We start from the raw sequence: 14545 nt of genomic DNA on the forward strand, positions 1-14545 counted from the left end.
TATGAAAAGAAGGGGAAAGGTATGAAAAAATCACAGAATCGATTGAAATGGCTGATGACAGGATTGGTTGCCGTCATGATGGTGATTACTGCTGCATGCGGCAATAATCAGGCGGATGGAGGAGCAGATGCCAAGAACGGGAAAGTGACGCTGACCATGATGCATCCTTGGACATCGCCAAACGTGGACAATGATGTGTATAAGAAACGGATCGAAGAGTTCGAAAAACAGCATCCCGATATCATCATTAAGCAGGATGGAGTGCCTTCTGCCCAATACAAGACCAAGCTGCGTACCCTCGCTGCAGGCAACAATTTGGCCGACATCGACGTGTTATGGCCGGGAGCGGATCTGGCTCCGCTTGTAGACGGTAAACTGCTTGCACCGATCAATGACATGATGGACCAGTGGAACAGCATTCTTCCAGAAAGCGCGCTGGCCGGCTTTAAAGTCGGCGACCAGCAATACGCCATCCCTACCAAGCAGACATTCGTGGATATTATCTACTATAACAAAGAGATGTTGGCCAAAGTGGGCTACGATCAATTCCCGGATACCTATGAGAAATTCATCGATGCAGTGAAAAAGCTGAAAGACGCGGGAATGACGCCGATTTCTTTAGGAAACAAAGAGCAGTGGCCGCTGCAATCCTCCTACCTGTCCATCATTGGTGACCGGTTTACGGGCAGCGACTTCTTGACGAAAGTGATGAACAAGGAAGCCAAGTTTACCGACCCGGATTTCGTCAAGGCGATCTCCGTCATTGATGAGCTCAGCAAACTGAAAGCGTTTAATACCGACGCTAACAATATGGATACGGTGCAGGCCCAGGATTACTTTATCCAGGGAAAAGCGGCAATGCATATTTCCTCTTCGACCGTTGACGGCCGCATTCGTATCCAAAACGATGAAGGGGACAAGTTCGGAATCGCGCTGTTCCCGAAAGTGGATGGCGGAAAAGGTGATCCTGCCAAGAGCGCCGGCGTCGTACAATACGGCATCGGGATTAAGAGCGGACTGGACGAGAAAAAGCAGCAGGCCGCCGAGGAATTTCTGAAGTTTTTTGTGAACGAGGATTTGTATAAACAATTGATCAGCAGCGGGGTCGTTGTTCCTGCAAAGGTGGACATTCCCACAGATGCAAGCAAGTATTTGAAAGAAATGATGGAACTCACCAGTAAGGGAACCGCTCCGGTATTTGACAGCGTGATTCCGACACAGGTGGTTGACGTCATGCAAAACGGCCTGCAGGCGCTAACTGTTGGCCATGGGACTCCGGAGCAGGTAGCCAAGGATGTTCAGGAAGCTTTCGATAACATGAAATAGAATGGCACTGCGAGCCTGTTCGTGTCTGAAATGAAAAACGTGAAGGAAACCTGGGCTACCGGGTTTTCTTCCTTTTATCAGATCGCATGAGCGGGGTGAAGAAAAGGAGGGACCACATATGCACACCTTAAAAAGGACGAAGCTGGCCATCTTTCTTGGCTTGTTTCCTGCGCTTCTCATCTACCTGGGAATCGCCATCGTTCCGATCGGACTGTCGCTGTACTACTCGCTAATGGATTGGAACGGCATCGGCTCCATGAGCTTTGTCGGCTTGGATAACTACTTGGATATTTTGAAGGACGACATTTTTTGGCTGTCGGTCAAAAACAATCTCATCATCATGGTAACAGGGCTGGCAGGCCAGATCCCGCTCGGGCTTGTGCTCGCCCTTTTGCTTAACCGCAAGATGAAAGGATCCGGATTCTTCCGGACAATAGGTTTCATGCCCGTTGTCATTTCTTCGGTCATGGTGTCCATGATCTGGGGTATGGTGTACAACACGGAATATGGAATGCTGAACAATGTACTCGGTTTATTCGGTGCTGAGAGCTGGAAGCAGAATTGGCTAGGCGATTCCAAATGGTCTATGCTGTCCATCAGCATCGCCTACATTTGGCAAAACTGCGGACTCTATATGGTTATCTTTCTGGCTGCATTGCAGAACATTCCGGACGAGGTTAACGAAGCGGCCGCACTGGACGGGGCGACCGGTCTAAAGCGTACGCTGCGCATCACGATTCCGATGATCCGCGGGACGATTATGGTGGGCGTTGTATACAGCATAAGCAACTCTTTCCGTGTATTTGATCTTATTCAGATCATGACCGGAGGCGGTCCTGCCCATCAGACCGAGGTCATGACGATTTACATGTACAATAGCGCCTTTATGAATATGCGCTACGGATATGGGAGTGCCGTTTCGATACTGATACTACTGTTCAGTTTGATTGTCATAAGTCTGTTAAACCGACTCGGAAGAGAAAAGAACGCTTAAAGGAAGGAGGTTATCCCTTGGTCAGAAAGTCCAAACTGTTCCATATAATTGCATACACTTTTTTGAGCCTGTTCGCTATTATAAATATAGTTCCGTTATTTTGGATGGTCGTCAATTCGTTTAAGGAAGAGCAGGAATATTCCAGAAGTCCGTTTTCGCTCCCGTCGCATTTGCAGTTTTCCAACTATGCCGGTGCCTGGAAAGTTGCCAATATGAACACGTACTTTTTGAACAGCATCATCATTACCTTCGTGTCGTTGGCCGTCACGGTACTGCTCGGTTCGCTCGCCGCCTATTTTTTGTCTCGGTTTACGTTTAAGCTGCGGGGTACCGTGTATGGGTTGTTTCTGTTAGGCATGCTGGTGCCTATTCACGCGACACTCATTCCGATCTTCCTGATCATGCAAAAGGTACATTTGCTGGATACGCGGTTAGCATTGATTCTGCCCTATACGGCGTTCCATCTTTCCTTGACCGTGTTTATCCTGGAAGGCTTCATGCGGGGATTTCCGAAGGATCTGGAAGAATCGGGGGTCATGGACGGTGCAGGAATTTATCGTATTTTCTGGTCGATCCTTCTTCCGATCACAAGACCAGCCCTGGCTACGGTCGTTATACTAAATTTCATTTATAACTGGAATGAATATTTGTTCGCCCTTGTACTCATTACTTCGGGTTCCCTAAAGACGCTGCCTCTGGGTCTTTCTAACTTTGCCGGCATCGAAACGGCCAGTATGACACTGCAGATGGCCGCGCTTACGATTGCCTTGATCCCGATTATTATCTTCTATCTGCTGCTGCAGAAGCAGCTGGTAAGCGGTATGACGGCAGGGGCGGTCAAAGGGTGATGCGCAGGGCAGCTTGAAGGAGAAGATCGCATGAAGACAAGCTTCAGAAGGCATCTAGGCAATTTCAGCTTGAAAAAGAAGGCGCTTGTCATATTTTTGCTGTTCGTCCTTTTGCCGACTCTCGGCGTTGGCGTCGTCGTTCAGCATAAATTTAATCAGATCCTGGAAGAGCGCTTTATCAACTCGACCAAACGCAATTTGGACAATGTAACGAATCAGCTTGAAGAACAGACCGTGATGGTGAAGGACATTGCCAATTATTTGATTCTCAGCCCGGATATGAGAACTTTTCTAAGAAGCAGCCCTCCGCTCACGAGCGATCAAAAGACGGATCTCAAGCGGAAGATCGAAGACTTTCTGACGTTCCAGCTGATGTCGAAAAGCTACATCCGTTCGATTGAAATTTCCGGACTGAACGGGAGTTTTATCGGGATGGGAGAACCGTTCTACGGGGACGAGTCGCGGTGGATGGAGCTGGCAAGGCAGCGGAAGGGAGGGATCGTCTGGACGGAAGGCTACGATCTGGACAGCGGATGGAACGGACGTGTCCGCGTGCTGTCCTTGTTTCGTTTGCTTAACTCGTACAGCGAAATTACTAAACCTCTGGGCAGCTTGATCATTCGTCTGGATGAGGCGAGCATCGTGGAGCTTCTGGAAAAAGGGATTTTCGAGGAGGGCAGCGGGAGCGTGTTCATCGTTGGGGATCAGGGGCAGATGATTATGGAATCGAAGCATCATTTGCCGGAGGCCTATGTGCCGGACAACGCCCTGATGAATGAGCTTGAGAACAGCAAAGATGGCTTTATTACGGCAAAAATAGAGGACAAGCGGTATCTGACGCTTTATAACCGGATCGAAAATACGGACTGGACGATCATCTCGATGATTCCGGAAGTGAAGCTTAATCAGGAATTCCGTAGCGTCAAAATATTGATGATCTTCATTATCGCCGTGATACAGCTTCTCGGACTCACGGCGCTCATCGGGTTCCATTATACGATTATCCGTCCGATTCTCCGGCTGAAAAAGGAGACGAACCGCGTGACCTACGGCGATTATAACGCTCGGGTTCCGGTCAATTCCCATGACGAAATTGCCGAGCTTAACCGTAAATTCAATGAAATGGTGGTCACGATTAAGGAATTGATTGAGCATAAATATAAGCTCGAGCTTCGCCAGCGGGAATCGGAACTAAAGCTTATGCAGAACCAGATGGACCCCCATTTTTTGTATAATACGCTTGATATGATCCGCTGGACGGCAAGGCTGGAAAAAGCGTCGAAATCGAGTCAGCTGATTGAGATGCTCTCGAAGTTTTTCCGCAGCAGCATCGACAACGGGAACTACGAGACGACTCTGTACAAAGAAATGGAGTTCGTGCGGTCGTATTTGTTTTTGCAGCAGAATCGCCTTGGTGACAAGCTTCAGTATGCGCTGTTCATGGAGGCTGGGATCGAGCAGGTGCCGATTCTGAAAGCGACCATTCAGCCCTTGGTGGAGAACTTTATCAAACACGGTTTGGACAAAAATAAGCCGCGGTATATCGTACATGTGAAATGCTACAAAAACGCCGGCGAAATCTGGATCGATGTGGTTGACAATGGGTCGGGAATGGAGCCGGAGCGTAAAGAAGAAGTTCAGGCCGCGCTGGAACATGCGGGGGCGGACGTCAACAGGGAGGGCGCCATGATGAACATACACGATAGACTTTCGATCTATTTCGGTGAAGGGTTCGGGCTGCAAGTCGTTCAGACTTCTACGGACGGGACTTGGGTGCGGCTCCGGATTTCCGATGCTGACATACAGCTTAGCCTGGCGGTGGATGAAAATGACGGTTAACCCGGAACAGTCCAGAAAAATCAGGATGCTCATCGTCGATGATGAAGCCGTGATCCGCAAAGGACTTCATCATACGATCGATTGGGCAGATTATGGCGTCGAAGTTGTCGGAGAAGCGGAAGATGGCATAGAGGCGCTGCAGCGAATCGCCGAATGCGGCGGCGTAGATCTCGTTCTCTCAGATATCCGCATGGACGGCATGGATGGGCTTCAGCTTGCTGAGCGGTTGAAGGTCCTCTTTCCGGAGGTGTGCATGATTCTGGTCAGCGGCTACGAGGATTTTGATTACGCGCGCCAGGCAATGCGGCTTGGTGTGACGGATTACTTGCTTAAGCCGGTGGACGTCGATGAACTGACAGCCGTCGTGAAGGGCGTTGTCAGCCGGGTCGACCGACAGGAGCATATGGGACTGCAGGAAGCGAGACTTTGGTTTGCAGGTCTTGTAAGAAGCGGTTTTGCTTCCGGCAAAGTTCCCGCCTGCCTGCTGGGGACGGAGTATCGTATTGTGGCTTCGCAGATCGCCGATTATCATACCCGGTTTGGCGGAACGGCGTCAGATGAATTGGAAGCGCTCCAAAATCGATGGAGTAAGGCGATTAACCATCTGTTTAACGACAATCATTGCCTGGAATCGGTATCCGTCCTGAAGAACGAAAATCTGATGATTTCGCTGATCGTGGTGAAAACCCCTCAGGAGCGTCCGGTCTGGGATGAACTGCTAAGCGGAATGATTGCATGCCTTGAAGAAATAGGTACCGTTTACCTCGGCGTCTCAGCACTTTTCAATACGCTTGAGCTTGCTGCATCCGCATGCACGGAAGCGGTCAGTCTGCTGCCGTATTATGTTCTGGAAGGTCAGCAACTGCTGCTTCCTGAATACCGGAAAGCCATGGAGATGCAGAGGGTGATTCCAAACTATGACACGGTGACGGCTGTCCGGGAGCTGGTCAGCAGGCTTTTTAAACAGGATCCTGTAGAATTGGGTGCATTTATCGCTGATATGTTTGCCGTTTTTCGGGAAAATGGACTTTTACTGGAGGATATCCTTCATATTTATGAAGAATTATGGGTACTGCTGCGCCAGCAGCTGCGCCGAAGCGGAATGCCGGATATGGATGCCGGATTCAAGGCGGCTGCCGACTTGAGCATTTACAATTCTTATCCTTCCCTTCAAAATCTAGTGCTGGACGAGATGCTGGAACTGCAGCACCAAGTCAACGTCAGCGGGCTTGATAAGTCTTACTGGATTATCGAGAAAGCGAAGAGGTACATGGATGATCAATTCAGGATGGATTTAAAGGCTTCTGAGGTTGCTTCCTGGCTGAAAATCACGCCAAGCCATTTCAGTTATATATTTAAGCAGAGTACGGGCAAGGGCTTCACCGAGTATATGAATGAGAAACGGATTAACCATGCCAAAAAGCTCCTTGCGACGACCCATGATAAAGTATTCGAGATTGCAGACCAGGCGGGGTACAAGGAGTATAAATATTTTGTGTCGGTTTTCAAGACCTATACGGGAATGACTCCGAAGGAATACCGCGGGTTGATGGCCGGTAAAAAGGCCGAGGGAGAGTAGCGAAGGAGATATCGGAAGGAGACCTAAGGATGGAGAAATATAGGCAGCCCGGTTATTCAATCGAAGAAAGGGTCCAAGATTTGATCGAGCGGATGACGCTGCAGGAAAAAGTAGGACAGCTGAATCAGCGGATGTATGGATGGGACGCTTATGTCCGGACAGGCGAAGAGATCACGCTGACCGATGAGTTTAAAGAGGAGGTCGCCCGCTTCGGAGGAATGGGTGCGCTGTACGGATTGTTCCGCAGCGATCCTTGGTCTGGCGTTCATTATGGTAACGGAATCCCGACAGAGAAAAGCGCGGAAGCCGCCAACAAGGTTCAGCGTTATGTCGTCGAAAATACGCGCCTCGGGATACCGGTTCTGCTGACAGAGGAGTGCCCTCATGGGCACCAGGCGTTGGACGGAACGCTGTTTCCAGTCAACCTGGGCGTAGGCGCCACCTGGAATCCGGATCTGATGCAGCGCGCCAGTTCATACATCGCGTCAGAGATCCGGAGCAGGGGAGCCCATATTGGACTTGTATCGGCTCTTGATATATTGCATGACCCGCGCTGGGGGCGTTCCGAAGAATGCTTCAGTGAAGATCCTTATCTGGCTGCGCGGTTTACGGAAGCGGCCGTACAGGGAATGCAGGGGACTACGCCCGAAATGCTGGCGGGTTCAGACAAAGTGGCTGTTGTGCTCAAGCATCTCTGTGCCCAAGGGGCTGCACAAGGCGGGCGGAACGCCGGGCCTGCGGCGATCGGCGAACGGGAGCTGAGAGAGATTCATCTGCCTGGCGCCAATGCTGGGGCAAAGGCGGGAGCAGCGGGCTTTATGGCTGCCTATAATGAAATCGACGGAATTCCCTGTCATGCCAATCATGCCCTATTAACAGGCATCCTTCGGGAGGAATGGGGATTCGAAGGGATCGTCATGGCCGACGGCGTCGCCGTAGACAGGCTTATAGCGCTGACGGGGAGCCATGAGTCTGCTGCTGCCCTCGCATTGTCTGCAGGGGTTGATCTGAGCTTATGGGACACTGCGTTTTCCACTCTGGAAAAGGCGGTGAGCCAGGGGTTGGTCTCCGAACAAACGATCGATCGTGCAGTAAGCCGGGTGCTTCGCCTCAAGTTCCGGCTCGGACTGTTTGACCGCCCATATGCAGATGAGACCCGGGCCATTTCGGCTGTAGGCGCGCCGGCAGCGCGGGAAACCAATCTTCAGCTGGCACGGGAGTCCATCGTCCTGCTTAAAAATACGAATCAGCTGCTGCCGCTGAACATTCCGAAAGGGGAGAAGCGGAAAATCGCAGTGATCGGTCCAAACGCCGATCGCTTGTACAATCAATTGGGTGATTATACGAGCGTGCAGCGAGAAGGGAATGGGACGACCGTTCTACAAGGCATTCGAACGCGCGCACCGGAAGGGACCGAAGTGGTCTTTGCGCTTGGCTGTGGAATCCGGGACGAATCAACAGCAGGCTTTACGGAAGCTGTAGCCGCCGCCCAGGACGCGGATGTGGCGGTGTTGGTGCTCGGTGGAAGCAGCGCCCGTCAGTTTAACGGGGCCTTTGACAGCAATGGTGAAGCCATCGTGGGAGAAGGAAGTCCCTCCGAAATGGACTGCGGCGAAGGCGTAGATTTAGCCAGTCTTTCTCTTGGCGGTGTTCAGGAACAGTTGGTTGAGCGAATCGCTGCTACGGGCGTACCGATCGTTGCCGTCATGATTCAAGGCCGCCCTCATGCATTAACCGGTATTGAGGCGCACTGCGATGCGATATTATGTGGGTGGTATCCTGGAACGGAAGGGGGACAGGCCATTGCGGAGATTCTGTTCGGGAAGGTGAATCCAAGCGGGAAACTGCCGGTTTCGATGCCCCGTTCCGCGGCTCAGCTGCCCGTTTACTATAATCAGAAGGACCCGGGAAGACCGCGTCATTACGTTGATATGCCTTCATCTCCACTGTTTCCTTTCGGTTATGGGCTTAGCTACACGACATTTGAATACAGGAATGTTTCCCTTTCAACTGATCGGATCAAGGTGAGCGAGTTGGAAGCTGGAGGACACGTAAGCGTCACTGTCGGGATTGTTAATGCCGGGCCGCGCAGTGGCGCCGAAACGGTCCAATTATATATTCAAGTGCGGGAATCTGGAATTAGCCGGAGGATCGCCGAACTCAAGGGATTCCGGAAGATCGAATTGGCGTCAGGGGAACAGCAGAGCGTTGTCTTCAAACTTGGTCACGAGGAGCTGGCTTTTTGGAATCAGGACATGCAGTTTAAGGCACAGTCCTGCCGGGTGCGGATCATGATCGGGGGAAGTTCCGTGGATACAGTTGCAACGGAATTATTGATCGTCCCTTAAATGAAGCCAGATCGTTGTCATCGAATTTGCCTGACATAGATAAAACCCGCCTTCCAGGAGGCGGGTTTTTATGCTGTTTGATTTGATAGGTTTTTGTTACGATCATCTGCTTATTTGCGCAGCGCTTCCGGATCAATCGGAGGAACCAGGCCTTCGCCGGCCGCCCGGGTCAGCAGCGAAGTGATCGCGGCGTATCCGTCGTCCCCGAGGTTGCGCGTAAAGTCGTTGACATACAGGTCAATATGCTGCTGGGCAACGTCAGGATCCAGCTCCTGGGCATGGCTCAGCACGTATTCCCGGGAAGCTTCGGGATGGGCCCAGGCGTATTCGACGGACTGGCGGATCCAGTCTTCGATCGCGTCCAAGTCGAGGGAGCGCTTGGCAATAATCGCGCCGAGCGGAATCGGCAGGCCGGTATCGCTTTCCCACCAGCTGCCAAGATCCGTCATCAAGGATAATCCGTAGGACGGATACGTGAATCTGGCTTCGTGAATGACCAGTCCTGCGTCAATCAAGCCGTCGCGGACGGCAGGCATAATTTGGTCGAACGGCATGACCACGATTTCGCCAATCCCGCCGGGTACGTTCTGGGCGGCCCACAGGCGGAAGAGCAGGTAGGCCGTCGATTTTTCGCTCGGGACGGCAACCCGGCGTCCGCTAAGTTCCGAAGGGTCGGCTTGGCCGCCTTTGGTCAGTACAAGCGGTCCGCAGCCGCGGCCCAAGGCTCCGCCGCATGGAATCAAGGCGTATTCGTCCAGAACCCATGGCAGGGCGGCATAAGAAATTTTAAGCACGTCCAGGTCGCTGCCCGGGTTCGATGCCAGGTTATTCGTAATATCAATATCCGCGTAGGTGACTTCCAGCTCCGGTGCGGCGGGAATGAGGCCGTGCGCCGCAGCATGGAAGACAAAAGTGTCGTTGGGACAAGGGGAAAATGCAATTTTCATCGTTTTAATACCTCCACTAAGATTGAGCTTGCTGCTTCAAGTGCTTCGAAAGCTTCTTTCATCCGCCAGGCGGAACGGTCCCGGGGACCGATGGCATTCGATATCGTACGGATTTCCAGGCAGGGGAGTCCGAACAGCCGGGCGGCTTCAGCCACGCCGAAGCCTTCCATCGCTTCCGCGGCAGCGTCCTCGTACCGCTGCCTTAACGCGGCGGCGGTTTGCGCCGAGCCGGTCCCGGTCGTGACCGTCAGGACGGCACCGCTGCGAACCGCCAGTCCGGCAGTAGCCATGGCTTCTTCGAGGCGGCGGACGAGCGGAAGATCCGGCTCGAGGCGGGAAGAGCCGAACCCAAGCTCGTCCACGCTGAGAAAGCCGTCCGGCGTCTCCGCGCCAAGATCAGCCGCGATCAGCTGATCGGCAATGACGATCGAGCCGATGTCGGCCCGATCCGTAAATCCGCCGCCGATGCCGGCGCTGATGACCAGGCCGTATTCATTACCGGCAAGAACACGAGCCGTACGGGCGGCGGCGGAGGCCGGTCCGACGCCGGCCAGCTCGACGTCGATAAAATCCGGGCTGCCGAGTCCGCGAAGAACCGCCTCCCGCTCGGCCTCGACGGCCGTCATGATCAGCACCCGGGAGTGATTGGTTGTTGGTGAATTCATGTGCGTACCTTCTTATCGTATATTTTACAGGCCGTATATGCAGCTTCAATATATAACCTTATCCTGATCGGAGGCTTGTGTAAAGTGCAGAAGGCGTGAAGACGGATCGCTGAGTGTTGATAAGGAAGAAAACCCCTGGGCCTATTTTGGCCACAGGGGGGTGATGTACCATGCATTCATTCGATGGTGTAGGTGTTGGCATGCTTAATCAAGACTTTCACCTTCACGTCATCAACGTTAATTTTAGAAAGAACCGGCCCCCTGGAGAGGGTTTGTTTCCAAAGGTCATAGTGATGACGGTATAACCATTCCTCGAACCCGAACAAGTCGATATGTTTGCTCTTCGCGTCGTTAAACTCCTTCAAGATGTCCTCTTTCAGGATCGACTGGGCCTTCTGTTCCATCGCATGATCCGTCGCGCCAAACCCTGTACCGGTACGCTTCTCTAGTACTGTGGCATTGACCGTAAGGTTGATATTTAAGTTTATGCTGTCTGACGTATCCCGATTTAACGAAATTTTTGTATTTGGCGTCGTCAAATTCAACGTGTTATTTCCGCCGGCTTTTTCGGTAATGTTGAGCGGATATCTCGGCATGTGGCTGTACCGGATCAGTCTGGCTCCCATCATGTCCTCCTCACCGACCCATCCCTCGTTCGCTCCTTTGTTGATGACGAACACGCCGGTGAGCTCCATCATGGAGGGAGTTTTATCTTTCTGATTGGCCACCCATTTGCGCTCCGTTACGGACAGGACGGGAAGCAGGACGCTGGTTGCAGGCTCCCGGACGCTGCTTACTAATTTTTGCAGCTGGATTGGCATGATCCCGGATCGCTGTTTATAGGTCTCCTTTGGCTCGAACATTTCCAGCATCAAGGGAGATTGATTAAGGGTTGTGTCTGCCGTAAAAATCGACGTGATCGGCTTTTCGGTTCCGTACACCCAGGAAGTATACCGCAGCTCCCTGGAACGCAGGAGGCTGTCGAAAATTTCCTCGAGCTTTCCGACCGCGGATTTCGTAAGGACAATCGCTTTTACGTGCGTCCACAGCGTATGATGCTGGGCAGTTCTATAAAGATCGTTGATGGCCAATAACACGGTGGGGCCTTCTCCGATGCCTACCCAGGTGGAAGCAGGCTTGGATTCTCCGCTGCCTTCCTTGGTGCCGACGGCGGAGAAATCGGTCAGCTTGACGTATACGACGTAATGGTCCTTCTCGTAATCGATGCCGAGCGCCGTCACGATATTCATATCCTGTACAGCCTTCAAGTCCCAGCAGCCGGTCAACAGCAGGGAGCAGACCAGAACAACGATGATGGCTTTCATCCGTTAATCTCCCTTGCGCGTATCGTCCTGTGCCCGCAGCACCCGCGGACGGTACTTGAACAGCTTGATCGGCTTTCGGAACAATCCTTCCCAGAAATCCCTGGCAATATAGGGGGAAGCGGGAGCGAGATAAGGAACCCCGAAGTTTTCAAGCGTGGCGAGGTGAAGGAGGACAGAGAACATCGCAATAAAAAATCCGAACATGCCAAGGGAAGAAGAGAGCAGGAGCACGTACAGCCTAATGATGGCCGTCGTCCCGGAGAGAATTTGATTGACCAGCGTATAGGTGGCGATAATCGTCACGGCCACCGACACCACCATTGTCGGCGACGTAATTCCTGCCCGGATCGCCGCATCGCCGACAATGAGCCCGCCGACCACCGTTACCGTCTGGCCGACCGATTTGGGTAGGCGGGTGCCCGCTTCATGAAACACCTGGAACAGGAAAAGTATCAAGAAGCATTCCAGCGGAATTGAGAACGGAAGTCCGATTCTGGAATTCATAATGGTTGCCAGCAGCGGAGTGGGAACCTGCTCGAGGTTGAAGGTTGTCAGTGCCACGTAAAATCCAGGCAGGAACAAAGCGATGAGTAGGCCCGAAATCCGTAAAAACCTTTGCACCGAAACGATGTGAAAGGGCATGTTGGCATCTTCAGGCGATTTGATCAGGCTGAAGAGGGTGATGGGTGCGATAATTCCCATCGGGGAACCGTCGAACATGATTACGAATCGGCCTGCCAAAAGGCTGGATGCCACATAATCCGGCCTCCCTACATAGTCGGTGAGTGGAAATATACTTTTTAGCTTCCCTTGAACGAGGTCTTCGATTTGTGTGGTGCCGATGATCGCATCCCCGTTGAAATTTTGAATCTTTTTCCTGATTTCATCGACGATATCAGGGTTAATGATATCCCGGATGTACATCAGTGCGATCTGGTTGTGGCCCCGCTCGGAAAGCACGAATTTTTCCACGCAAAACGACTGTGTACGAAGCCGCTTGCGGACGAGCGCCAGGTTCATGCTCAGGTTCTCGGTGAATCCGTCCTGGGGCCCCTTGATGGAAGATTCCGTGGAAGACTCCTCCGGAGACCGGGATGGCGTGCTGCTGACATTCAACTGGTAAAAGGCGTTCATGTGCTGGAAGTACAGGATCAGCATTCCCTGGAACACCTGGGTATCGAGCTCGTATAGTATATTTTGCGTCTTCATTCTTTTCAATGGCAGCGTTTGATAAGCGCGGATGCCGTCCTTGTAGGCGAATCCCGTTTCTTTGTGCATCTGTTCCAGCCTGGGAAGGACAAACTGATTAATTTGCACCGCGTCCACCATTCCTTCACAATAGATCAGAAGAATGGACTGCATCAGCTCTCCTTCCCCAACAACAAAGGGATGAAGGACGACGTCGCCGCATTGCTCGTAATACTTTTGAAGGAACGGGATATCGATATCTTCCAGTCTGGCCTGAGGCTGCTCTGTGCTAGGTGTCATGGTGTTCTTGTCCTTTCTTTCCGGATGAAATGAGAGCCAAACCAAACAAGACGAGGGCCAAGGCTCCCAAAAAAACGGCAGAAATCGGGAAATACATGTTTTTTAGAAACCTTAAGAAATTGATATCGTTTGGCCCGAGTAGGCAGATGAGCAGAATCATGCCAGCTGCCGCAACGTATGATACTATCCGCGGTATCTTTTGTTTAATATTCCAAATATCAACCATAAAATACAGGGCGAGAGCAATCCGAATGAAGGCTCCCGACAGCCACTGATAGATAGAGAAAAAGTCGGTTTGAGCGATATATCTGCCAATCGTGGCCACACGCCATTCCTCATACGCAGGGTACATTTGCCTGGACGCCTCATACGGATCAAAGATCGTGATGGCTCCGATCAGCGGCCCCATGGTTAGTCCGATCAGGGCCAGGGCAAGAACGTATAGCTGCCAGGCCTTTGCAGGCTTAGCCAATTTGGGCTGAATGAACAGGTACATGATGATTTCAAAGGATCCTGCACATGAATTGGCTAAGCCGTTAAATACGGGCCCCCAGCCTTTGGACAGAACAGGCAGCAGCTGGCTGTAATCCTTGGATTGAAAGTTAACCGTCATGATAAAAAATCCGAGGAAGACAACGAACGGCAGGAGAAGGCCAGCTGAAATGGCTATGGGTTTAAATCCCATGATCGCCGCATACAGGCATAGAAGCAGCAGGAGAATGGTTGTTACGGTTATCGGCGTTTCGGTCAAAAAGGTGATTTTGGCCCAAGTGGTTGTATCAAACAACGTGTAGAAGCAAAGCATGTATAAAAATAAGCTCATGACGATGCGCAGAACAACGGCGGCAGCAAGGCCGTACTCCTGACTCAGCCATTCGTGAATGGAGCGATCCCCCATGCGTTTGGCCACAAAATAAGTCATTCCAGTCACCGCTAACAGCGGCAGGGTGGACAAGGCGACCGAAATCCAAGAATCTCGGCCTGAGCTCTGGAGAAGGAACGGGATAATAAAGACATGGTTCATCAATCCGACGGACAGCAGGATCATCATGAAGCCTTGCGACAAGCGGGCTTTAAGAACTTTCATACAATAACCTCCAAGTATGCCGTGAATCTAGATCCATTATTAACCGGGAGGTTCCCCGCAATACTTCCTATATTTAAAATGACACATGGCGCGAAGACC

Annotated in this window: 11 protein-coding genes; 6 read left to right on the plus strand and 5 right to left on the minus strand. The window is 51.9% G+C overall.

Going from position 1 to position 14545, the window contains the following annotated elements:
• Nucleotides 1-21: 21 nt before the first annotated feature.
• The 6 genes from GCU45_RS29455 to GCU45_RS29480 all read left to right on the plus strand — a co-directional run bounded on the left by GCU45_RS29455 (nucleotide 22) and on the right by GCU45_RS29480 (nucleotide 8934).
• Nucleotides 22-1326: an ABC transporter substrate-binding protein gene (locus GCU45_RS29455; protein WP_152402554.1), complete on the plus strand. Its 1305-nt coding sequence runs from the start codon at nucleotides 22-24 to the stop codon at nucleotides 1324-1326.
• A gap of 118 nt (nucleotides 1327-1444) precedes the next feature.
• Nucleotides 1445-2320, plus strand: coding sequence for a carbohydrate ABC transporter permease (locus GCU45_RS29460; RefSeq protein ID WP_152402557.1), 876 nt, complete (start codon nucleotides 1445-1447; stop codon nucleotides 2318-2320).
• A 17-nt stretch (nucleotides 2321-2337) separates the two neighbouring features.
• Complete coding sequence (locus GCU45_RS29465; RefSeq protein WP_076167609.1) at nucleotides 2338-3168, plus strand: carbohydrate ABC transporter permease; 831 nt, start codon at nucleotides 2338-2340, stop codon at nucleotides 3166-3168.
• Between the two features lie 30 nt (nucleotides 3169-3198).
• Nucleotides 3199-5007 (plus strand): cache domain-containing sensor histidine kinase, encoded by a 1809-nt coding sequence (locus GCU45_RS29470; protein ID WP_152402558.1) that lies wholly within the window; start codon nucleotides 3199-3201, stop codon nucleotides 5005-5007.
• The gene (locus tag GCU45_RS29475; RefSeq protein ID WP_167527262.1) at nucleotides 4997-6586 is read left to right on the plus strand and encodes a response regulator; all 1590 of its coding nucleotides are present in this window, start codon (nucleotides 4997-4999) and stop codon (nucleotides 6584-6586) included. Before GCU45_RS29470 ends, GCU45_RS29475 begins: the two co-directional genes overlap by 11 nt.
• 29 nt (nucleotides 6587-6615) lie before the next feature.
• Nucleotides 6616-8934 carry a glycoside hydrolase family 3 N-terminal domain-containing protein gene (locus GCU45_RS29480; protein WP_152402562.1) on the plus strand — a complete coding sequence of 773 codons (2319 nt, stop codon included), beginning with the start codon at nucleotides 6616-6618 and terminating at the stop codon, nucleotides 8932-8934.
• 110 nt (nucleotides 8935-9044) lie between these two features.
• On the opposite strand, the gene GCU45_RS29485 is transcribed toward GCU45_RS29480, so the two are convergent.
• The 5 genes from GCU45_RS29485 to GCU45_RS29505 form a co-directional block, all read right to left on the minus strand.
• The gene (locus GCU45_RS29485; protein ID WP_089546679.1) at nucleotides 9045-9881 is read right to left on the minus strand and encodes a 1,4-dihydroxy-6-naphtoate synthase; all 837 of its coding nucleotides are present in this window, start codon (nucleotides 9879-9881) and stop codon (nucleotides 9045-9047) included.
• The gene (locus GCU45_RS29490) at nucleotides 9878-10546 is read right to left on the minus strand and encodes a futalosine hydrolase (protein ID WP_152402565.1); all 669 of its coding nucleotides are present in this window, start codon (nucleotides 10544-10546) and stop codon (nucleotides 9878-9880) included. The genes GCU45_RS29485 and GCU45_RS29490 overlap by 4 nt, the downstream gene beginning before the upstream one ends.
• Nucleotides 10547-10722: 176 nt before the next feature.
• On the minus strand, nucleotides 10723-11871 hold the full coding sequence (locus GCU45_RS29495) for a Ger(x)C family spore germination protein (RefSeq protein ID WP_152402567.1): 1149 nt from the start codon (nucleotides 11869-11871) through the stop codon (nucleotides 10723-10725).
• Nucleotides 11872-11874: 3 nt separating this feature from the next.
• Nucleotides 11875-13359 (minus strand): spore germination protein, encoded by a 1485-nt coding sequence (locus GCU45_RS29500; protein WP_152402569.1) that lies wholly within the window; start codon nucleotides 13357-13359, stop codon nucleotides 11875-11877.
• The gene (locus GCU45_RS29505; RefSeq protein ID WP_152402571.1) at nucleotides 13349-14446 is read right to left on the minus strand and encodes a GerAB/ArcD/ProY family transporter; all 1098 of its coding nucleotides are present in this window, start codon (nucleotides 14444-14446) and stop codon (nucleotides 13349-13351) included. Before GCU45_RS29505 ends, GCU45_RS29500 begins: the two co-directional genes overlap by 11 nt.
• Nucleotides 14447-14545: the final 99 nt, after the last annotated feature.

This window comes from Paenibacillus cellulositrophicus, assembly GCF_009363095.1.
Classification (GTDB): domain Bacteria; phylum Bacillota; class Bacilli; order Paenibacillales; family Paenibacillaceae; genus Paenibacillus_AQ; species Paenibacillus_AQ favisporus.

Bases quoted from the DNA above. Each gene is read 5' to 3' on its own strand.
- GCU45_RS29455 (WP_152402554.1), top strand. From the start codon at position 22: ATGAAAAAATCACAGAATCGATTGAAATGGCTGATGACAGGATTGGTT.
- GCU45_RS29475 (WP_167527262.1), top strand. From the start codon at position 4,997: ATGACGGTTAACCCGGAACAGTCCAGAAAAATCAGGATGCTCATCGTC.
- GCU45_RS29470 (WP_152402558.1), top strand. From the start codon at position 3,199: ATGAAGACAAGCTTCAGAAGGCATCTAGGCAATTTCAGCTTGAAAAAG.
- GCU45_RS29460 (WP_152402557.1), top strand. From the start codon at position 1,445: ATGCACACCTTAAAAAGGACGAAGCTGGCCATCTTTCTTGGCTTGTTT.
- GCU45_RS29505 (WP_152402571.1), bottom strand. From the start codon at position 14,446: ATGAAAGTTCTTAAAGCCCGCTTGTCGCAAGGCTTCATGATGATCCTG.
- GCU45_RS29495 (WP_152402567.1), bottom strand. From the start codon at position 11,871: ATGAAAGCCATCATCGTTGTTCTGGTCTGCTCCCTGCTGTTGACCGGC.
- GCU45_RS29500 (WP_152402569.1), bottom strand. From the start codon at position 13,359: ATGACACCTAGCACAGAGCAGCCTCAGGCCAGACTGGAAGATATCGAT.
- GCU45_RS29490 (WP_152402565.1), bottom strand. From the start codon at position 10,546: ATGAATTCACCAACAACCAATCACTCCCGGGTGCTGATCATGACGGCC.
- GCU45_RS29485 (WP_089546679.1), bottom strand. From the start codon at position 9,881: ATGAAAATTGCATTTTCCCCTTGTCCCAACGACACTTTTGTCTTCCAT.
- GCU45_RS29480 (WP_152402562.1), top strand. From the start codon at position 6,616: ATGGAGAAATATAGGCAGCCCGGTTATTCAATCGAAGAAAGGGTCCAA.